This window comes from Deltaproteobacteria bacterium, from assembly GCA_016208165.1.
Classification (GTDB): domain Bacteria; phylum Desulfobacterota; class Desulfarculia; order JACQYL01; family JACQYL01; genus JACQYL01.
The window spans coordinates 1-20,980 of the sequence record JACQYL010000057.1 but is presented as its reverse complement, the minus strand read 5'-3'; the positions used below and the strand labels follow the sequence as shown (position 1 = coordinate 20,980).

General features: G+C 57.9%; 16 protein-coding genes. All 16 read left to right on the top strand.

Features of this window, described 5'->3' with window-relative positions; translation table 11 throughout:
- Window positions 1-2: 2 nt before the first annotated feature.
- On the top strand, window positions 3-887 hold the full coding sequence (locus tag HY788_12570) for a fumarate hydratase (GenBank protein MBI4774991.1): 885 nt from the start codon (window positions 3-5) through the stop codon (window positions 885-887).
- 21 nt (window positions 888-908) lie between these two features.
- Window positions 909-2,456, top strand: coding sequence for an acetate--CoA ligase family protein (locus tag HY788_12565; protein ID MBI4774990.1), 1,548 nt, complete (start codon window positions 909-911; stop codon window positions 2,454-2,456).
- 7 nt (window positions 2,457-2,463) lie between these two features.
- On the top strand, window positions 2,464-3,363 hold the full coding sequence (locus HY788_12560) for a CoA-binding protein (GenBank protein MBI4774989.1): 900 nt from the start codon (window positions 2,464-2,466) through the stop codon (window positions 3,361-3,363).
- A gap of 21 nt (window positions 3,364-3,384) precedes the next feature.
- Window positions 3,385-4,170, top strand: coding sequence for a citryl-CoA lyase (locus tag HY788_12555; protein MBI4774988.1), 786 nt, complete (start codon window positions 3,385-3,387; stop codon window positions 4,168-4,170).
- A gap of 129 nt (window positions 4,171-4,299) precedes the next feature.
- Complete coding sequence (locus tag HY788_12550; protein MBI4774987.1) at window positions 4,300-4,698, top strand: 4Fe-4S dicluster domain-containing protein; 399 nt, start codon at window positions 4,300-4,302, stop codon at window positions 4,696-4,698.
- 511 nt (window positions 4,699-5,209) lie between these two features.
- Window positions 5,210-6,013 (top strand): heterodisulfide reductase, subunit B, encoded by an 804-nt coding sequence (locus HY788_12545; protein ID MBI4774986.1) that lies wholly within the window; start codon window positions 5,210-5,212, stop codon window positions 6,011-6,013.
- On the top strand, window positions 6,010-7,377 hold the full coding sequence (locus HY788_12540; GenBank protein MBI4774985.1) for an MmgE/PrpD family protein: 1,368 nt from the start codon (window positions 6,010-6,012) through the stop codon (window positions 7,375-7,377). The genes HY788_12545 and HY788_12540 overlap by 4 nt, the downstream gene beginning before the upstream one ends.
- A 126-nt stretch (window positions 7,378-7,503) precedes the next feature.
- The gene (locus HY788_12535) at window positions 7,504-8,001 is read left to right on the top strand and encodes a DUF456 domain-containing protein (protein ID MBI4774984.1); all 498 of its coding nucleotides are present in this window, start codon (window positions 7,504-7,506) and stop codon (window positions 7,999-8,001) included.
- A gap of 23 nt (window positions 8,002-8,024) precedes the next feature.
- On the top strand, window positions 8,025-8,759 hold the full coding sequence (locus HY788_12530; GenBank protein ID MBI4774983.1) for a DUF3047 domain-containing protein: 735 nt from the start codon (window positions 8,025-8,027) through the stop codon (window positions 8,757-8,759).
- Window positions 8,760-9,332: 573 nt separating this feature from the next.
- Window positions 9,333-10,478 (top strand): hypothetical protein, encoded by a 1,146-nt coding sequence (locus HY788_12525; GenBank protein MBI4774982.1) that lies wholly within the window; start codon window positions 9,333-9,335, stop codon window positions 10,476-10,478.
- On the top strand, window positions 10,399-13,158 hold the full coding sequence (locus HY788_12520; GenBank protein MBI4774981.1) for an SBBP repeat-containing protein: 2,760 nt from the start codon (window positions 10,399-10,401) through the stop codon (window positions 13,156-13,158). Before HY788_12525 ends, HY788_12520 begins: the two co-directional genes overlap by 80 nt.
- Window positions 13,159-13,232: 74 nt before the next feature.
- Window positions 13,233-15,593: an SBBP repeat-containing protein gene (locus HY788_12515; protein MBI4774980.1), complete on the top strand. Its 2,361-nt coding sequence runs from the start codon at window positions 13,233-13,235 to the stop codon at window positions 15,591-15,593.
- A 390-nt stretch (window positions 15,594-15,983) separates the two neighbouring features.
- Window positions 15,984-17,213 (top strand): cytochrome C, encoded by a 1,230-nt coding sequence (locus HY788_12510; GenBank protein ID MBI4774979.1) that lies wholly within the window; start codon window positions 15,984-15,986, stop codon window positions 17,211-17,213.
- Between the two features lie 742 nt (window positions 17,214-17,955).
- On the top strand, window positions 17,956-19,455 hold the full coding sequence (lysS, locus tag HY788_12505) for a lysine--tRNA ligase (protein MBI4774978.1): 1,500 nt from the start codon (window positions 17,956-17,958) through the stop codon (window positions 19,453-19,455).
- A 14-nt stretch (window positions 19,456-19,469) separates the two neighbouring features.
- Window positions 19,470-20,687: a lipoprotein-releasing ABC transporter permease subunit gene (locus tag HY788_12500; GenBank protein MBI4774977.1), complete on the top strand. Its 1,218-nt coding sequence runs from the start codon at window positions 19,470-19,472 to the stop codon at window positions 20,685-20,687.
- A partial coding sequence (locus HY788_12495; protein MBI4774976.1) for an ATP-binding cassette domain-containing protein occupies window positions 20,680-20,980 on the top strand: 301 nt, incomplete at its 3' end. The genes HY788_12500 and HY788_12495, both read left to right, overlap by 8 nt.

Genomic DNA, 20,980 nt, shown 5'->3' with positions numbered 1-20,980 from the left:
CCATGATTGATTTCGAACAAATCCGGGAAGCCACGGCCCGTTGCCTCGTACGCGCGGGCACCGGTTTCCGGGCGCATCAGACGGCCGCCTACCGGAGGGCTTTGGCTCTGGAAAGCGACCCCCGAGCCCGTTGGGTGATCGAGGGAATACTCGAGAATGCTCGAGTCGCCGAAGAAAGCGGGTTCCCCCTTTGCGACGACACCGGTATCCCCCATGTGTTCATAGATCTGGGCCAGGAAGCGGTTCTGCCTGCACATTGGCTGAGCGCCGTCAAGGAGGGGGTGGCCGAAGGTTTGCGTCTCATGCCCGGCCGTCCCATGGCGGTCAGGGGGGACGATCAGGCCCGCATCGAGCAGACCCAAGGCCTGCACGACGACCCGGCCAGGATGCTGCCCGCCCCCCTGCTGATCAACCCGGTTGCCGGCTCCGAATGGAGCATTACCGTGCTCTTGTTGGGCGGCGGTCCGGAAATCCGGGCGAAGACGCACCGCGTGTTTCACCGGCGCTCGGCCGAGAGGGTCCTGGGAGAAGCGGCGGACTGGATCGCGGCCGAAGTGGGCAGTTTGGGATGCACCCCCGCTGTATTGGCCGTGGGAGTGGGCCGCAGCCATTTCGAGGCTTCGGCCCTGATGCTCGAGGCCATGAAGAAAGGAAGCCTCGACAAGCAAAACGAATGGGAGAACTGGATCACGGAGCGGGTCAACCGCTCGGGCGCCGGTCCGTTGGGCCTGGGAGGCTCGACCACGGCGCTGGGAACCTTATTGAACATCGGCCCTCAGAGGGCCAGCGGGGTGAGGATCGTTTGCGTCCGACCCTGTTGCTGCTTCGAGCCCCGCCGGGCATCGGTGGTTTTCACATCCGAAGGCCGGCGCTGGGGAGAAGATTGATTTTTCAAGGAGTATTCAGCCATGGCTAGGCTTTACGAATATCAGAGCAAGGAACTGCTGGCTAAAGGCGGATTGCCCGTCCCCCGGGGCCGAACGGCTGCCGACCCGCAGCAGGCCGCGGAGATCGCGGCCGAGTTGGTCGGTCCGGTGGTGGTCAAGGCTCAGGCATGGATCACCGGCCGGGCCCAGGCCGGCGGCGTACGGTTCGCCGACACCCCGGACCAGGCCCGAATCGAGGCTGAAGCGCTATTGGGCCTTTCCATCAAAGGCTTCAAGATCCGGGAGGTTCTGGTCGAAGAGCGGTTGGATATCGAGCAGGAGCTTTTCCTGGGCCTCGTCATGGACGACGCGGCCAAGGCGCCGATCATCGTGTTTTCGAGTCTGGGCGGCAGCGGCATCGAAGAAATCGCGCGCGAGCATCCCGACAAAGTGGTCCGGGAAACCGTGGACGTCCTGTGGGGATTTCAGGGTCACCAGGCCCGCGATCTTCTTCGCAGGCTGGACATTCGCGGAAAGCTGCAGGCCGATCTTGCCAAAGCCCTGGTGGCTTTCTACAACATCTGCCGCAAAAACGAAGCCCGCTCGGCCGAGATCAACCCGCTGGTCATCACGCGTCAGGGCCGGATTCTGGCCGCGGACTGTCACATGGCCGTTGACGACTACGCTGTGTTCCGCCATCCCGAACTGGGCATTGAAATCGCCCGCGAATTCGACCGTCCGGCCACCGACCGGGAGAAAGTGTCCTACCAGGTCGAGGCCAAGGACCACCGGGGAACGTTCTATTTCCTCGAGATGGCTCGGGACTTCGCTCCCCGTTCCGGCTACGTGGGATTTCACGGCGCAGGCGGCGGCGGCTCCATGATGTCCATGGACGCGCTGCATCAAGTGGGGTTCAAGATCGCCAATTTCTGCGACACCAGCGGCAACCCCTCGGCGGCCAAGGTCTATCGTGCGGCCAGGATCATCCTTTCCCAGAACAACATCGACGGCTACTTTGCCTCGGGCTCCGGCGTGGCCAGTCAGGAGCAGTTTCACTCGGCCCGGGGCCTGGTCAAAGCCTTCCGCGAAGTGGGGCTCCATCTGCCGGCCGTGGTTCGAATCGGAGGCAACTTCGAGGAGGAGGCCATCGAGATCCTCGAGCGATATACGGCCGATCTCCCCGCCAAGGTCGAGGCCTACGGCCGGGACACCTCGGCCCTGTACTGCGCCCGAAGGCTCAGGGAACTGGTGGACCACTGGGACTACGAAGCCGCAAAGCCGGCCGGGCGACCTGCGCCGGATCCGGACTCCTACAACTACCACTTCCAAACCATGACCGGCCGGCTGTGCATAGACCACGACCGCTGCGCCGCCTGCAACACCAAACCCTGCATCAAGGCCTGCACGGCTGAAATCCTAAAGTTGGACGAGGATCGCCCCGTCCTGGCCATAGACCCGGAACAGGCGGCCAAGGGCCGTTGCACCGAGTGTCTCGCCTGTGAACTGGCCTGTGAATTCGAGGGTAATAAGGCTCTGTACATCCATCTGCCCATCGAGGGTCTGGACGAGGCCCTCTCCAGCGGGAGTTAATAGTACCATGTCCGTACTGATTGATAAGAATACACGCGTGCTCATCCAGGGGATCACGGGGCGCGAAGGACAGGCCCGGGCCCAATTGATGAAAGATTACGGCACCCAGGTAGCGGCCGGCGTCACTCCGGGCCGCTTTGGCGAGAGCGTCCACGGCATCCCGGTGTACGACAGTGTGGCCGAGGCCGTTGACAAAGAGGGTCCCATTGACGCCAGCGTGATTTTCATTCCGGCCGCCATGTGCAAGGCTGCGGCCATCGAGGCCATGGACGCCGGAATCAAGTTGCTGGTCATTGTGCCGGACCGGGTCCCTGTGTGGGACGTCCTGGAAATCGCCAAGAAAGCCGAAGAAAAGGGCGCCGATTTCGTCGGCCCCAACACCTTGGGTATGATCACTCCGGGCGAGGCGGTGCTGGGCATGATCGGCGGCCGGGCCCAGGCGGCCCGGGAATGGTTCAAACCCGGGGAAGTGGGGGTAACCTCCCGCAGCGGAGGCATCACATCGGCCATCTCGTACTACCTGTCCCAGGCCGGGATCGGCCAGAGCCGCATCATCCACGTGGGCGGAGACTCGGTGGTGGGCACGCCGCACCCCGACGTGATCAAAGCCTATGAGGAGGACGAACGCACCCGTGCCGTGGTCATGTTCGGCGAAATCGGCACCACCCAGGAAGAGCGTGTGGCGGATCTCATCGAGCAGGGCCGCATCACCAAACCGGTGGTGGCCTACATCGGCGGCGCGGCGGCCAAGTCCGGCACCCGGTTTTCCCACGCCGGAGCCATTGTCGAAGGCGGCCGGGGCTCCTACGAGGACAAAGTCAAACGCTTGAAAGAAGTGGGCGCCCACGTGGTTACCGACTTCAACGACATTCCCAAAAAGACCCGCGAGGTCCTGAACCGGCTTTAACGAATCCATAAGGCGATCATCATGTCCGAACAGCAATGGTCCACAGGCATCACCAAGATAGAACCCAACAAGGTACTTTTGCGCGGCTATCCCATCGACCAGCTCATGGGCAAGGCGAGCTTCGCCCAGGCCGTGTACCTGGCCCTGGTAGGAGAACTCCCGCCGCCCAACGCCGAACGCCTCGTCGAAGCTATCCTGGTCTCATCCATAGATCACGGGGTCACTCCGCCCTCGTGCCAGACGGCCCGGAACATCGCTTCCACCGGATCTCCGCTCAACGCAGCCGTGGCCGGCGGCGTGCTGGCCATATCCCGACATCACGGCGGAGCCATTGAAGACTCGATGATTTTTTTTATCGAGGCGGTGAAGAGAAAAGAAGAGGCCGGTTGGGATTCAGCCAAAACCGCGGAACACGTGGTCGAAACATACCGGGGACAACAGAAACGGATTCCCGGTTTCGGACACCGGATCCACACCAGGGACCCCCGTACGGCCAAGTTATTTCAAATAGCCGGGGAACAGGGATTGGCGGGCCCCTACGTGCAAATGGCTCTGGACGTTCAGGCCGCCAATGAAAAACTGAGCGGCCGCAACCTCCCCATCAATGTGGACGGAGCCATTGCCGCGCTTCTATGCGAAATGGGTTTCGACCCCGGCCTGGCCAACGCCTTCTTCATGATGGCGCGTGTCCCCGGTCTCATCGCCCACGTTCGGGAGGAGCAGACCCGCATGCGGCCCATGCGTCAGATCATCGCCCGCGAGCACGTGTACGACGGGCCTCCCGAAAGGGAATGGCCGAAAAAGTAGCGGAGAAAAAGCATGGCATTCACGGGCAGGCCTCACCGCCTTCGGCGGACAGGCTGAATTTTAGGGACGCGAAAGACCTCCGGATGACATGGCTGTGACCCTGTAGATGGGAATAGGGATAAACGCTTAATGAGTTCGGCTAGGGACTCTCATAAACATCTTCCGGCCCGGGTGGCGGCCCTCAGCGGCCAAAACCTGCACCTGTGCATGCAGTGCGGGGCCTGCGCCGGCTTTTGCCCCATGGCGGCGGACATGGATCACGGCCCGCGGTTGCTGCTGCATCTGGCCCAGGTGGGACGGATCGAGGAACTCCTTTCCTCCCGTACACCCTGGGTCTGCGCCGCCTGCGACGCCTGCGGCGTGATCTGCCCCAGAGGCCTGGACGTGCCGCGCATCATGGAGGCCTTGCGGGAGATCTATCTGCGCAGCGGCCGTGACTTCGCCGCCCTGGACCGGCTGCCCCGCCCAACCCTCAAAGAGGCGCCGCCCATAGCGCTGGTGGCCGCTTTCCGCAAGTTGACGGCCTAAGAAAAGCATGAAGAATCGGGAGAGAAACTTTTAGAAAAGTTTTTCTCCCGCGCCCTCTTTTCAAAACTTTTGAGCTTGGCGCCACCCTTCGGGAGGCGCTAGAGAATAACTGTCCATGGGAAGTTGTAGGCATGCGTCCGGAAAGAACCTATGCGTTCACGGGGTATCTGGAGAAACGTTTTGGAATGCGCCTGTAATTGTGTCACATAGCGGTGTATCGGAGGGGGTGGCGCGGACAACTCGTTGTCCGCGTTGCGCAGCAACAAGAGGTCCCGCCCGGCGTATGGTGTCAGACAGCCTTGGGATTGAAGACGTCGAGTGACCTCCTGTCCTTGGATATCCGGACAACAAGTTGTCCGGGCCATCCAGCGCTTCGGAGCGGGCAACGAAATTTTGCAAAGAGGGAGCCATACCTCCGACGACCGCGACCCGAACCCAAAAAGTTTTGGGAGGGGTTTTGGGAACCCCTTTTTAAAAGGGTTCCCCAAGCACCCTCTGAATGGATACAATTATGGAATTAACCTATTTTCCCGGCTGCACCTTGAAGACACACGCTTCCCATCTGGAAGCCCCGGCCCTGGCCGCCATGAAGGCCCTGGGCTACGAACTGGTGGAACTGCCCCGCTGGAACTGTTGCGGGGTGGTGCAGCCTTTGGCTGAAGACGACGTCATGGGACTGCTGGCCCCTGCCCGCCTGCTGATCCGGGCCCAACAGACCGGCCGCAGCCGGCTGTTGACCCTCTGCTCCATGTGTTACAACACCTTGGCCCGCACCAACCTTCTCCTGGCGCGGGACCGCGAAAAGCTCGACACCATCAACCGCTTCATGGACGAGGAGCCCGACTACGCGGGCGAAGTCGAGGTGGTGCATCTGCTTTCTTTCCTGCATCGGGAACTGGGCTGGAACAAGCTTCGGAGCATGGTCAAGAAGCCGCTCAACCATCTCACACTGGCCGCTTATTACGGGTGCAAACTGCAGCGTCCGGCCGAGGTGGGCATCGAGCCGCCGGGCCGCTACGACCTCTTAAAAGGGTTTCTCGAATCCCTGGGCGCTCGGGTGGTGCGCTTTTCCGCTGCGGATCTCTGCTGCGGCTCCTACCAAAGCCTGGGTCATCCGGACGCGGCGAACCGGGTTTCCGGGGAGATCCTGGATCGTGCTCGCCGGGATGGAGCCGAAGCCCTGGTGCTGAGTTGTCCCCTCTGCGAGTATAACCTCTCCCTAGCCGCGGCTCGACAAAACGGCTCCGAGCCTGGAATCCCTCTGTACTATTTCACCGAACTTCTGGCCGCAGCTTTGGGGGTGGACCGGACATGAAGCCCCGGGGAACGGCCTCGGAAGCGTATGCTTCTTTTTGTTCGACCCTGGACTTCGACCATTTGCCCGAACCGGTGGTGGAACGGGCCAAGACCGCGCTCCTGGACACCATCGGTGCGGCCCTGGCCGGTATGAAAACCATGGAATTCCCCCGCCGGCTGGCGCGCTATCTCGTCGATCTGGGAGGCCGGGGAGAGGCTACCACATTCACCTTTCCGGACAAGATCCCCGCCGTGAACGCGGCCCTGGCCAACGCAGCCGCGGCCCACGCCCTGGATATGGACGACGGTCATCGTTTCGCCGCGCTGCATCCCGGCGCGGTAGTGGCGCCCGCGGCCCTGGCCGCGGCGGAAATGGTCGGCGCGGATACGCGCAGGCTCATCAGCGGCTTGATCTGCGGCTACGAGGTGATGATCCGGGTGGGTTTGGCCGTCAATCCCTCGAGCCTGAACCGGGGTTTTCACAGCACGGGAGTGGCGGGCGTGTTCGGCTCCGCCGCCGCGGCGGGCCACATTATGACGCTGTCCTCCGAAGCCATAACGGGGGCCCTCGGCCTCGCAGGTTTGCAGAGCGCAGGACTCTTGCAGGTGAACCACGATGCGGAGGGCGCCAAGGTAAAACCGCTGAACGCGGCCAAAGCGGCCCAGTCCGGTCTTCTGGCCGCGGTGCTGGCCGCCGGAGGCGCAAAAGGCCCGCTGGAGATATTCGAGGGCACGGACGCGTTGCTCAGGGCCGTTGCGGACGATACCTTTCCCGACCGGCTCGTCGAAGGCCTGGGCGAGCGTTGGGAAATACTGAACACCTACGTCAAGCTCTATCCCGCCTGCCGCCACTGTCATGCGGCCATGGACGCGGCCCTGGAACTTCTCGAGCTTGGCGCGTGCCTACCTCGGGACATCGAACACGTTCGGGTGGAAACCTACCCGGTGGCCGTACGGCTGGCCGGTATCCCCCAACCCACTACCGTATCCGCCGCCCGCTTTTCGATTCCCTTTTCCCTTGCCCTGGCCCTGGTGTGCGGCCGGTCCGGAACGAATCAGTACACGGAGACCAACCTGGCCGATCCAAGCATCCGGCGGATCATGGAGAACGTGACCCTGGCGTCGAGCCCGCGCTGGGAAGACGCCTATCCCCGGCAACGGGGGGCCAGCGTGATCGTAATGGACCGAACAGGTCGAACGCACCGGGCCGAAGTGGCCCTGGCCAAAGGCGAACCCGAAAATCCGGCCGGCCGGGACGCCATCGAGGCCAAGTTCCGGGAAAACGCCGCCCTGGCTCTAAGCGATGAAAATGTGGATAAGCTGGCTTCCGTCCTGACTCGCCTGGAATCCCTGTCCCTCTCCGCTCTCACGGATCTTCTTTGATGTGGAACTGATGCCCAAAAGGATCGTGAGGCCCGTTCTCGAAAATCCCGTGAAAAAACGCGCTTGCCGTTATATCATTTAGATATTCCGGATATCCGTCCGACCTGTCGAACCCAAGAGGAAATCGTGTTGGCCACGGCCCAGGGAATCACCCTTATTGTCGTCGCCCTGCTGCTGATGCTGGTGGGACTGTTGGGGACCATCGTCCCGTGGGTTCCCGGAGTTCCTCTTATTTACGGCGTTTATCTCGTCTACGGACTGGTTACGGGCTGGGAATCTTACGGATTGGCGGTTATGGCCGTTCTTGGAGGGGTGACCGCCGCCGTCATGATTCTGGACTTCTACGCGGGTGCTCTGGGCGCCAAGAGGTTCGGCGCAACACCGGCGGGTGCCTGGGGCTCCATCATCGGCGCTATCCTGGGACTCGTGCTGTTCAATGTGATCGGACTGATCGTGGGTACGTTTGCGGGCGCAATGTCGGGCGAATTGTTGAGCCGCAGGCCCCTCAATGAGGCTGTGCGGTCCGGGTGGGGCGCGCTTGTGGGCTTTCTGGCGGGAACCCTGTTTCGGTTCGTCACCGCAACAGTCATGATCGGCTTGTTTGTCTGGCTGGTTTTCCAATAGCATTTCAGAAAGGAGTCATGACGATGGCACGTGTATGGGCTTTTTTGATGGTTGCCATGATGGTTTTTGTAACCGGTCATCCGGGCCTAGGCCAAGCCGATCCGAATAAGTCAGGGGACGATACGTTTCAAAAGGTCAATTTCTTTTTGGACTTTTCAGATTACAGCGAAGGCTCGGTGGAAGACTGGTTGAAAAACAAGGGTTTCGTATTCGAACGGGACGCCAAGAATCGGAAAAAGCTCGACCTGAATGTGGGCAATGAAGGTCTGATTTTAGAAGCCAAAGCGCCCCTGACCGGTTTGATGCTGAACGAACGTGTGGATTTGGAAGAGTTTTCTTCCATTCGGATCGAATGGGGCGTGAACCAATACCCCGAGGGGGCGTCTTATGAGAAAAAAGTGAACAACGAGGCATTGATGGTGATCGTTTTCTTCGGCTATGACAAAATCTCCAGCGGGAATTTCCTGATCCCCAACGCGCCCTATTTCATCGGTTTTTTCCCGGGGAAGAACGAGCAGGTCGGCAAGGGCTACTTGGGAAGATACTTCAAGAAAAGCGGCCGGTACGTGTGCCTGGGAAATCCGGAACCCGGAAAAACGGTCATCTCGGAATACGATCTTATTTCCGCTTTCAAGAAAGAATACGAAAAGGACGAAGCGCCCATTATCTCGGGCCTGGCTCTGGAGGTCGATACGTCCTCGTCGGGTAATGGAGGCAAAGCCGTGGCTTTCATCAAAAGCATCGAGTTTTTGGAGTAGGGTCCCAGCCGAGCAGGCCAAATAATAAACAGGGGAGTTTCTATTCCGGCACCCGCGAAGCGTGCCTGCCGGAATAGCGGGCGGCGCGATAGATTCGGACCATGGGTAGGCCTTACCCATCCATTTCCATTGACATATATCTATAGTCCGAATAGACTATTATCGTAGAGTACCTTTATTCTATCCTCACATGCCATTGCGTTTTTCGGCCCATCAAATCGGGTTTTTTCATGGAGGGAGGAAGAGGCGGATAGGTGTTGCCCTGATCTCTTCAGTTCCTGAAGCGGAAAAAGCCGTCTCCATTCATACACATATTTAAACGAAGCAGCCGGCTTGCACACATTCATGCTCCTTCCGGGGATTGGATAAAGTCTGTTGGGATAAGCGGAACGTACGGTGTTATTATTTTTCACATTCCTGTAACATTCGCACGCCCCATAACTATGGCGCGGGCCATACGTCTTGTGGTCCGGCGAACGGATAGCATCGAATCGCGCATCCGGGTTGTGACGAAGGTGATTGATACAACAAGGATGATGTATGGGCCGTTATCAGTTAACAAGGGAGTTGGCCGTGAGAACAAAACGAGCGACTTCGCAAACAAAAGCAAGAGCAGCATTTAAGGGACGCGCATTCGTGGGCGTCCTCTGTGTGCTTGGAACTCTTTGGGCCAATCCCCTATTCGCAGCCGGCCCTGCGCCCATGGAGAACTTCGGCAAGATTCCCCTTTATTTCGTGGAGAACCGGGGACAGACGGATTCCCGCGTGGCGTTCTACGTGCAGGGGCGAAACACCACGGTGTACTTCACCAAGGAGGGCATCACCTTCCGCTCGTGGGAGTACAAAGCCGCAAAGGGCGAGGACCTTTCCCTCGTGCGGTCAGCCGCCCACCAGCCGGAGCCTTCCCGGGAAGTGAAGTCCTGGGTGCTCAAGCTGGATTTTGTCGGCGCAAACCCCAAGGTTGTACCGGTGGGGCGGGATGAAAGCCAAGCCAGGATCAGCTACTTCACCGGGTCCAGGGACCAGTGGAAGGCAGACCTTCGAACCTACTCGACCATCGTGTACGAGGATCTATGGCCGGGCATCGATCTCATCTACTCCGGCGGCCTGAACAAGCTCAAATACTCTTTCCTGGTGAAGGCGGGGGCGGACCCGAACCAGATAAAAATGGCGTACCGGGGCGCCACGTCCGTAGCAGTGGACGAATCGGGCCGGTTGGTGGTGCACGCTCCAGTGGGGGGATTCGGGGACGAGGCGCCGACGGCGTTTCAGGACGTGGACGGAAAACAGGTGCGGGTGGCGGCACGGTTCAGGCCGACGCCGGACACCGCGTCCGACGCCGTGATGCTCGGTTTCGATCTGGATTCCTATGATCGGAGCATACCGCTGCTGCTGGACCCCGCCGTGCTGGTGTACTGCGGGTACGTTGGGGGCGGCGACACCTCCATCGCCGTGGACGCCTTGGGGAACGCTTATATCACTGGAGCAACAACCACCACAGAGGACAGTTTTCCCGTCACCGTGGGACCGGACCTGACTCACAACGGTAGTTACGATGCCTTTGTGGCCAAAGTGTCAGCCGACGGTACACATCTCGAGTACTGCGGATACATCGGTGGCAGTGACGAAGATCGGGGGTATGGCATCGCGGCCCGTGACCGTGGGCCCGGATTTGACCTTCAACGGAGGCTTCACCGATGTTTTCGTGGCCAAGGTTAATGCGGCCGGCACGGCCCTTTTGTACTGCGGATATATCGGCGGCCTGGATGCGGAAACAGGCTGGGGTATCGCTGTGGACACCCAGGGAAACGCTTATGTGACCGGGTTGACGCCATCCACTGAAGACACCTTCCCCGTTACCGTTGGGCCGGATCTCACTTTCAACGGAGGCACTGAGGACGCGTTTGTGGCCAAGATCAACAGCACCGGCTCGGCCCTCGAGTACTGCGGATATATTGGCGGAGATCACGGGGATTACGGTTATGGCATCGCGGTGGACGCATTGGGAAACGCTTATGTCACCGGAGGCACAATCTCGGATGAAGACAGCTTTCCTGTCACCGTGGGACCCGATCTCACCTACAACGGATCTTCCGACGCCTACGTGGCCAAGGTCAACGCCAACGGCACGGCCCTGGACTACTGCGGGTATATCGGTGGACATGCCATCGAATACGCCAAAGCCATCGCGGTGGATGCGCAAGGGAATGCTTATGTTACCGGCTCGACGGGGTCCCTCGAGAACACTTTTCCAGTCTTCCTGGGCCCGGATCTGACGTACAATGGCGACCATTATGATGCGTTTGTGGCCAAGATCAACAGCACCGGCTCGGCCCTCGAGTACTGCGGATATATTGGCGGAGATCACGGGGATTACGGTTATGGCATTGCGGTGGACGCACAGGGAAACGCGTATGTCACCGGAACAACGAGTTCCACGGAAGGCAGTTTTCCCCTAACCGTAGGACCGGGTCTGACGCGCAACGGCAGTACCGGGGCTTTTGTGGCCAAAATCGGAAATTTGCATCGTTTTGTTGAAAGCGTCCATGTAAACGGAAATCCCGTGTCTGAAGGCTGCTCCATTACGATCGATGGGTTTGTGCTTGGAGACGCCATCAAACTGAGAATTGTCGCGAGAAACACCGAAGCTCAGCCTTCCCCTCCTCTCTACAATAATATCACCGTATCATTTCCAAGCTACACCGGCCGTGCAGCCCTGAATCGGGTTGAGCTGGATCCGGCATATACAAGCTCTGATTTGAACTATTCCGAATACTTTGGAAGTGTTGTCAAGGGCGACGGATACGCGGACTATGTCATGGTTGAATCCGCATCCACGGACACCTGGGATGTCAATGAAGGTGAATATGTGGAACTGTACGTCGAACCGGATCACTACGGAACATTTGTGATTCAGTATCGAGCGGCGGCGAGTAGCCAATCGAGTTGGACTTCCGGATGGTCCTATGAGCCTGAATCGAGTGCTGTAACCGATTGCCTGGGATTTCCCACATACTCCATAAACGTGATCTTACAGGCTCCGATACCGGGAGAGAATCCCGCTCAGGGCATGCTGGTGTACTCCGGGTATATTGGCGGCGCCGGAAGCGAAAGTGGCAACGGCATTGCGGTGGACGCTTTAGGAAACGCCTATGTCGTCGGCTCGACAGCATCCGATGAATTCAGTTTTCCACTGACTGCGGGCCCGGATCTGACGTACAATGGCGAATATTATGACGCGTTTGTAGCAAAGATCAACGCCACGGGCACGGGCCTTGTGTACTGCACGTATATCGGCGGTTTATGTACGGACGGCGGATCAGCTATCGCAGTGGACGCCCAGGGTAACGCTTATATTACCGGAATCACTTACTCCGACTATCTTAGTTTTCCCATAACCGTAGGCCCTGAGATTGGTCCATTATATGACTGTGACAACGACCATACGTTAGTGTTCGTGGCCAAACTTGACGCCGACGGCACCGGACTTTCCTACTGCAGGTATCTCTTCGGACAGAACAATCTGTCTTGCTGCGATGTCCCGGGCATCGCGGTGGACGACCAGGGAAATGCTTATATCGTCGGAGACATCGGTCTCCTTGGGGGTGACAACAACCTTCCAACAACCGTAGGTCCGGACCTGACTTACAACGGCGGCACGTGGAATCCGTTTGTGGTCAAGGTCAATGCCGACGGCACGGCCATTGATTACTGCGGATATGTTGGTAGTGGAAAGCCCGGAGATATTGCGGTGGACAGACAGGGAAACGCTTACGTCACCTGGAATAACGGCCTCTCCAGGTATTTTCAAGGGAATATAGCCAAGATCAATGCCGACGGCACGGCCTTCGACTACACCAGAGAATCTATTGGCGGCAAGGGTATTGCGGTGGACGTCTATGGAAACGCGTATGCAACCGGGGATGGGAGGGTTAGCAAAATCAATGCCGACGGAACGTCCGTCGTCTACACCATGAGCCAAATAAGCGGCAGCGCCATTGCGGTGGATAGGCACGGAAGTGCTTACGTTACCGGAAGCGCCGAGGACGGCCTTCCCACTTACGTTGGGCCGGACCTGATATTCAACGGCGACCGGGACGCTTTCGTGGCCAAGATCAACCCGGATGGTACGGCGCTCAAGTACTGCGGATATATTGGCGGAGATCAGTATGATGTTGGTCTTGACATTGCGGTGGACGCGCGAGGCAATGCGTATATCACCGGAAGGACAGAGTCCACGGAAGACAGCTTTCCCGTGATCGTGGGACCCGATCTCACCTTCAATGGGGGCACTTACGACGCGTTCGTGGCCAAGATCAGATATGTGCCGCCACTGACACTGAGGCCTTGGATTTTCGGCACTTTGAGACTGTTGCTGCTTCCGGAGGACTTCGAATAATCGAAAACAAAGGCCGGTACGATGCAACGACCACTTTTTGAACGGCCGTTGTGGGCCTGATGAGGAGAGTTGCTATGAGAGGAAGATATTTGTCGTTGATTAAAAAGAGCGCGCTCCTTCTCCCGTTTCTCATTGTGTGTACACTTGGTCCGGTTGGAATGCCGCTGACCGTATCCGTATCCGCCGCTCCATCCGTTATGGAGACTTTCGGTAAGGTTCCCCTATATTTCGTCGAAAACCGGGGACAGACGGACCCCCGCGTGGCGTTCCACGTGCAGGGGCAGAACACCAGCGTGTACTTCACTAATGAGGGCGTCACTTTCCGCACGTGGGAGTACAAATCCGCAAGCAACGAAGGCCGTTCCCTCGTTCGGCCCGTCAACTATGAGCCGGCGCCTTCACGAGAAGTCGCGTCCTGGGTGCTCAAGCTTGATTTTGTGGGCGCCGACCCCAAGGTTGTGCCGGTGGGGCGGGATGAAACCCAGGCGCGGATCAGCTACTTCACCGGGTCTAGGGACCAGTGGAAGGCGGGCCTTCGTACCTACTCGACCATCGTGTACCCGGACCTCTGGCCGGGCATCGACCTCATCTACTCGGGAGGGGTAAATCGGCTCAAGTATTCCTTCTTGGTAAAGCCGGGGGCGGACCCGAACCGCATACGACTGGCGTACCGGGGCGCCACTTCCGTGTCCGTGGACGGTGCAGGCCGATTGGTGGTGGACGCCCCAGTGGGCGGGTTCACGGACGAGGCCCCCGTGGCGTTCCAGGATGTGGATGGAACGCGCGTACAGGTGGCCGCTCGATTTAAACCCACTCCGGAGACAGGCTCGGGCGCCGTGCTGCTCGGTTTCGATCTCGGGCCTTACGACCCGCGTATCCCCTTCCTGCTGGATCCGGTCATGCTGGTGTACTGTGGGTATATCGGCGGCGAAACTTCCGGCTGGGCCCTGGGCATCGCGGTGGACGCCCAGGGAAACGCCTACGTCACCGGCTACACATCCTCCACCGAAGACAGTTTTCCCGTGACCGTGGGCCCGGATTTGACCTTCAACGGAGGCTTCACCGATGTTTTCGTGGCCAAGGTTAATGCGGCCGGCACGGCCCTTTTGTACTGCGGATATATAGGCGGCCTGGATGTGGATACAGGCTATGGTATCGCTGTGGACACCCAGGGAAACGCGTATGTCACCGGGATCACATTTTCCACTCAGGACAGTTTTCCCGTAACCGTGGGTCCGGACCTGACCCATAACGGTTATATGGAAGCTTTCGTGGTCAAGGTGAACGCGGCCGGCACGGCCCTCGACTACTGCGGATATATCGGAGGCGAATTTCGCGATGAAGGTCGGGGAATTGCGGTGGACGACCAGGGAAACGCCTATGTCATCGGATACACGGGCTCGAACCAGAACAGTTTTCCCGCAACCAAAGGCCCGAAACTTGAGTACAGCGGCAGCGGGGACGCCTTCGTGGCCAAAGTGAACGCCGCCGGCACGACCCTCGACTACTGCGGATATATCGGAGGCGACAGAGAAGATAGAGGCTTTGGCATTGCAGTAGATGACCAGGGAAACGCGTATGTCACGGGAAGCACATACTCCGCTCAGGACAGCTTTCCCGCAATCATTGGGCCGAACCTGAATTACAGCGCGTCTGAGGATGCATTCGTAGCCAAGGTCAACGCCGCCGGCACGGCCTTCGACTACTGCGGCTACATCGGCGGCGAACACAAGGATGCAGGTAACGGCATCGCGGTGGACGGCCAGGGGAATGCATACGTCACCGGCTCCACATTCTCCACCGAGGATACTTTTCCCGTAATTATAGGCCCGGACCTGACCTATAACGGCGGCTATTGGGACCGCGACTATTACGACGCCTTCGTAGCCAAGGTCAACGCCGCCGACGCGGCCCTCGACTACTGCGGTTATATCGGGGGCGATGTCGCGGATTACGGCTTAGGCATCGCGGTGGACGCCCATGGAAACGCCTATGTCACTGGACATGCCCAATCCGGCGAGAATACCTTTCCCGTGACCGTGGGCCCGGATCTGACCTATAACGGCGAGAGCGACGTCTTTGTGTCCAAGGTCAGTGTCGACGGCACAGTCCTGGACTACTGCGGCTATATCGGCGGCAATTTCGACGATTATGGTTCCGGCATCGCTTTGGACCCACAGGGAAACGCCTATATTGCCGGACGCGCAGGATCCGCCGCGGACACTTTTCCCGTAACGGTGGGCCCGTATCTGACCGAAAGTGGCTATGGCGACGCCTTCGTGGCCAAGATCGTGGAGGCGGAGATACAGCCGATTTTACGGCAATTTGAAGCGAACGTCCCCTCCCTTACCCTGGCCGGAACGGTCGCTTTTGCCGCGCTCCTGATCCTCGCGGGCCTGTTCTTGGCGTCCCGAGCACGGCGGCGCAGGACTTAAGGGATACCACCAACCAGCGGGACAAAAAGCACGAGCGCGTGTAGGCAGGGTCGGAAGCCGGATTCGACTGCTTCGGGCCGAGTTTGTCCGTTTCCCTGTTCGGGTAAGAGATCCTGTTTTCCTTCTGAAAGTAATTTTGTGCATCCCAGATCCACTCTTTTCAGGGACATCATCATGCGATATAGAACCAAAGGAGCAGACGGAGCCTATTATTTGCATCATGCCCCATTCTCTCCCAACGCGGCTCACGTTTTTATTTAGACAAGATCTCCCGCTTTTCAGTATATTGGACAGAGGAATGCCCGTTGAAATGATATCTATAGGGTACTCTTGTAGAGAAAGGATAGGAACATGCATCGAAATCCTTGGCCGTATCTTCTGATCGGTTTGATGATAACATGGCTCTGCTCGACCGGCCTCACCCATGCGGCGACGCTCTCTTCCGACGCCTGCATCGAATGCCATGCAAAACTCAATGAGCGGCTGGTCGGGGATTGGCGACTGAGCACCCACAGCGAACACGACGTATCCTGCACCAACTGTCACGGAGATCGGCACGTATCCGCCGACGACGTGGAAAAGGCGGTCATGGCCACCCCCAAGACGTGCGCCGAGTGTCACGAGGAACAGGTCACCCAATTCACGGCCGGTAAGCACGCCAAAGCCTGGCTTGTGATGAAAAGCATGCCCACCGCTCATTGGCAACCCATGGCCTTGATGGAGGGTATGAAAGGTTGCGGCGGCTGTCACAAACTCGGGCTCAAGACCGAAGAAGATATGAAGGCTCTGGAAAAAGAGGGATCCGGTTTCGGCAATGCTTCCTGTGACGCCTGTCATACTCGACACCTGTTTTCGGTCGAAGAAGCCCGGCAACCCCAGTCCTGCCGCACCTGTCACATGGGCATGGATCATCCCCAATGGGAAATGTATAGCTCTTCCAAGCATGGCGTGCGCTTTCTACTGAAGCAGGCCAAGTTGCTGCCCGACACGGCCGCCGCCCCGACGTGCCAGAACTGCCACATGCAGAAGGGCAATCACCAGGTCGGAACCGCCTGGGGATTCCTGGCCGTGCGCCTGCCCATGCCCGAAGACAAGCCGTGGGCCGCCGATCGTGCGACGATTCTTCAGGCCTTGGGCGTATTGGACCCTGAAGGCAAGCCCACGGCGCTGCTCGAAGTGGTTCAAAAAGCGGATTTGGCAAGGCTCTCCCAGGAGACTTGGTCCAATGAACGCGAAAAGATGATCAGCACCTGCCGGCAGTGTCATTCCGAAAATTTCGCGAAAGCGGAGTTGGCCAAAGGCGATGATATGATCCGACATGCGGACCGATTGATGGCGGAAGCCATTCTTATCGTGGCGGGTTTGTATAAGGACGGAGTTCTCGAGAAACCGGAAACGTACGCCTATCCGTTCCCGAACCTGCTGACGTTTCACGATGCCGCCACGGTGATCGAGCAGGACCTGTTCATCATGTTCCTCAAGCATCGGATGCGGGTGTTCCAGGGCGCGTTCCACGCCAATCCGGACTATGCGCTCTGGTATGGCTGGAGTGAAATGGTCAGAGACCTCACGGAAATCAAAGAGTCGGCCTCTACTTTGCGTGAAAAAGCCAAAAAATAGGGTTCCCGGACGATTCGCAAAACCTTTGTGAACAGTCCGGCGGAAGCGGGCCCAAACGCCTCCCAGGATCTTCGGATTGGGGACAATTCGGCTCGAGGGGCTGTGCCGCCATTTATAGAACGTCATTCCGGACGAATGCGGTGAGATCCGGAATCCGGAAAGATTACACCAGTCCAGGCAATTCAGGATCCCGCCTTGCGTTCCGCTTCGCGGGACCTGGCCGGCAAGTCGAATGGTTACGCTGCTTGCGACGGCGGCCCCCTTTCCCCTTTTTTTATTGCAGCGGCCAAGAGTTATGACGGGTTTTCCCGGGCTCCCCAAAAGCTCATACCTACCGATCCGCGTCTCTATGTCGCAGGTGCAGCGGTTTTCATGCTTGACTACGCAGACCGAATGTTCTACCTATCAACGGAATTTTCTTCTGAAAAAAAGGAATCATTTCGGTTTCCGACAGTGGCGAACGTGGAGAGTTTCTCAGCGACGAGTTCCAAGCCTTGCCGGTAACGATTCGTTGCAAATGATACCGGATTCTCGGACGTTTCCGGGATGCATCATGAACGCCGTTCCGCTCGCTCTCTTCCGCTATACATCTTTTCCCTTTTGGAGAAACATCGGAGATCAGCGAAACGTTTTGCCGTCAGAGCAAGAGGGAAGGCGCTGTCCGTCTTGAAAACAACTCAACGCCCGGACCCCGGAGCAGCAAGAACGGCCCCGTTACGGCGTCGGACGGAAGTGGGAGGGTATGGTTTTGGATGAGACGCCAAATACCGTGATAGAACAGCAACGCAAGAGAGCGCTCGAACTGAAAAATTCGGGCGTGCCGTTATATCCCAACCAGCACAGGGTCGAGCAGTCCGTGTCCACGGTGCTCGGGGAGCACGCCTCCAAAAGCGCCGACGATCTCGAAGCATCGCCCGTCCACGTGTCCGCGGCGGGCCGGATGATGGCCATGCGCAGTTTCGGCAAAGCGGCCTTTATCCATATTCAGGATGAGGGGGAACGGATCCAGGTATACGTCAAACGAGACTCCGTGGGCAAGGAAACCTACGAAGTCTTCAAAAAGCTGGACGTAGGTGACATCCTTCGGGTGGAAGGCCGCCTGTTCCGCACGAAAACGGGAGAATTGACCGTGTTGGCGGAATATCTGGTGCTGCTGAGCAAGGCTCAGAGACCGCTGCCCGAGAAGTACCACTGGCTCACCGACAAGGAGATGCGCTACAGGCAGCGCTATCTGGACCTCATCGGCAATCCCGAGGTACGGCAAACCTTTATCAAGAGAACACGCATCGTACAGGAGATCCGGGCCTACTTGACCCAGGCGGGTTTTCTCGAGGTCGAGACGCCCATGATGCAGTCCATCGCAGGAGGGGCAACGGCAAGACCGTTCAAGACGCATCATAATGCCCTGGACATCGATCTGTTTCTCCGCGTTGCTCCTGAATTGTACCTGAAGCGGCTCATTGTGGGCGGATTCAACCGCGTGTTCGAGCTGAACCGGAACTTCCGCAACGAGGGCATTTCCCTCAAGCACAACCCCGAATTCACCATGCTCGAATTCTATCAGGCCTACGCCACATACGAAGACATGATGGAGATAACGGAAGACCTGTTCAACGTGCTCTGCGGGAAGTTGGAAGGGCGTTCCCACATCACGTACCAAGGACAAGCCATCGACTTCAAGCGACCCTGGAGACGCGTCGAAATCGAGGAAGCCTTGATTCACGAAGGCGGCCTGGACGATTCGGTCCTGCACGATGCATCCAAGCTCAAGTCCATCGCACGCGACCTGGACGTTCCCCTGATGGAAAAAGACTCGTTGGGAAAACTATGGGCCAAGCTTTTCGACGTTCTGGTCGAGCCGAAACTGGTGCAGCCCACGTTTGTCACCGCCTATCCGCTGGATGTTTCTCCGTTATCCCGGAGAAACGACACTCGTCCGGAGTTTGTGGATCGTTTCGAGCTGTTTATAGGAGGGCGAGAAATCGCAAATGCCTTCTCCGAACTGAACGACCCCATGGATCAGCGGAAACGCTTCGAGGCCCAACTCGAGGATCTGAAGGCCGGGGACACCGAGGCTCACCGGATGGACGAAGATTATCTGCTTGCGCTCGAATATGGCATGCCTCCCACGGCCGGGGAAGGGATCGGAGTGGATCGGGTGGTGATGTTGTTCACCGACGCCGCATCCATTCGTGATGTCATCCTGTTTCCTCAAATGCGGCCTTCCCATTCAAACCGATAACCCGCGGCGACAGTATGTCCTTCGAAAGTTTCATAGGCCTTCGCTACCTTAAAGCGAAACGGAAGCAGACCTTCATTTCCATCATCACGGTTATTTCCGTCGGAGGCGTAGCCCTGGGGGTCACCGCTTTGATTGTGGTTCTCAGTGTGATGAGCGGTTTTCAACAGGACCTGAAGGCCAAGATTCTGGGAATGAATGCGCACGTCATCGTGTTGAAGAACGGGGCCACTGTCACCGGATACCGGGAACTCGAGGAAAAGGTGAAAGAACTCGAGGACGTGGTCGGGGTTTCGCCTTTTATTTACTCTCAGGTCATGGTGCGCAACCAGGATTATGTTTCCGGAGCCGTGCTGAGAGGAATCGATCCCAAAACGATTAACGACGTCACTCTCCTAGGCTCGGCCATCACCCGTGGCGCCCTCGACTCCTTGGATTCAGCCGAAAACCATATTATTATCGGCAAAGAGCTGGCGCTGAATTTGGGTACGAGCCTTGGCGATTCGGTTCAGGTCATTTCGCCCATTGGAAGGAGGACGCCCATGGGCCGGCAACCCACCATGGAAACGTATCAAGTGACGGGCCTTCTCGAGTCGGGAATGTACGAATACGATTCGACCTTTGCGTTCGTGTCGCTGGCAAAGGCCCAGGAATTCTTGGGCTTTGGGGATGAGGTTACAGGGCTGGAAGTTCGAGTCAAGGACCTTTATCAATCCCATATTGTAGCATCCGAGATCAGTCGTAAACTCGGCTTTCCGTACTGGGCAAAAGATTGGAAAAGGATGAACCGAAACCTTTTTTCCGCTTTGAAGCTGGAAAAAATCACGATGTTCATCATTTTGACATTGATCATTATAGTGGCGGCATTTAATATCGTCAGTACCTTGATCATGATGGTAATGGAGAAGAATAAAGACATAGCGATCCTGAAGTCTATGGGGGCCACATCAAAAAGCATATTGAAAATCTTCCTGTTTGAAGGATTAGTCATTGGAACGATCGGTACCGCCATAGGTCTCGCCGGCGGCTTGTTTCTCTGTTTCCTGCTCAAGAGATACCAATTCATACAACTTCCGAGCGACGTATATTATATATCTACATTGCCGGTAAGAATGGATATTCCGGATATCGTAATCGTCTGCGTCTCGGCCATTGCAATTACATTCCTAGCGACCTTGTATCCCGCCTGGCAGGCCTCGAGATTGAATCCGGCAGAGGTACTTCGATATGAATGAGAACGAAGAACGTTCTCCCATTATATCATTACGCAAGGTCGTAAAAATCTACAACCCGCAGCACCCGAATTGTGTGGAAGTGCTCAAAGGGGTCGATCTTGACGTGGTTCCCGGTGAAATGCTGGCCGTCGTGGGCGCGTCCGGAGTAGGCAAATCCACGCTTCTTCATCTCATGGGAACCTTGGATCGCCCGACTTCAGGGACCATCCGCTTCGGGACTCTTGACGTATCGGGAATGGACAACATAGAATTGGCCCGATTCCGCAATCGCACGATTGGCTTTGTATTTCAAT

Bases quoted from the DNA above. Each gene is read 5' to 3' on its own strand.
- HY788_12550 (MBI4774987.1), top strand. From the start codon at position 4,300: ATGAGTTCGGCTAGGGACTCTCATAAACATCTTCCGGCCCGGGTGGCG.
- HY788_12540 (MBI4774985.1), top strand. From the start codon at position 6,010: ATGAAGCCCCGGGGAACGGCCTCGGAAGCGTATGCTTCTTTTTGTTCG.
- HY788_12560 (MBI4774989.1), top strand. From the start codon at position 2,464: ATGTCCGTACTGATTGATAAGAATACACGCGTGCTCATCCAGGGGATC.
- HY788_12510 (MBI4774979.1), top strand. From the start codon at position 15,984: ATGATAACATGGCTCTGCTCGACCGGCCTCACCCATGCGGCGACGCTC.
- HY788_12545 (MBI4774986.1), top strand. From the start codon at position 5,210: ATGGAATTAACCTATTTTCCCGGCTGCACCTTGAAGACACACGCTTCC.
- HY788_12565 (MBI4774990.1), top strand. From the start codon at position 909: ATGGCTAGGCTTTACGAATATCAGAGCAAGGAACTGCTGGCTAAAGGC.
- HY788_12555 (MBI4774988.1), top strand. From the start codon at position 3,385: ATGTCCGAACAGCAATGGTCCACAGGCATCACCAAGATAGAACCCAAC.
- HY788_12500 (MBI4774977.1), top strand. From the start codon at position 19,470: ATGTCCTTCGAAAGTTTCATAGGCCTTCGCTACCTTAAAGCGAAACGG.
- lysS (MBI4774978.1), top strand. From the start codon at position 17,956: ATGGTTTTGGATGAGACGCCAAATACCGTGATAGAACAGCAACGCAAG.
- HY788_12570 (MBI4774991.1), top strand. From the start codon at position 3: ATGATTGATTTCGAACAAATCCGGGAAGCCACGGCCCGTTGCCTCGTA.
- HY788_12530 (MBI4774983.1), top strand. From the start codon at position 8,025: ATGGCACGTGTATGGGCTTTTTTGATGGTTGCCATGATGGTTTTTGTA.
- HY788_12520 (MBI4774981.1), top strand. From the start codon at position 10,399: ATGGCATCGCGGCCCGTGACCGTGGGCCCGGATTTGACCTTCAACGGA.
- HY788_12515 (MBI4774980.1), top strand. From the start codon at position 13,233: ATGAGAGGAAGATATTTGTCGTTGATTAAAAAGAGCGCGCTCCTTCTC.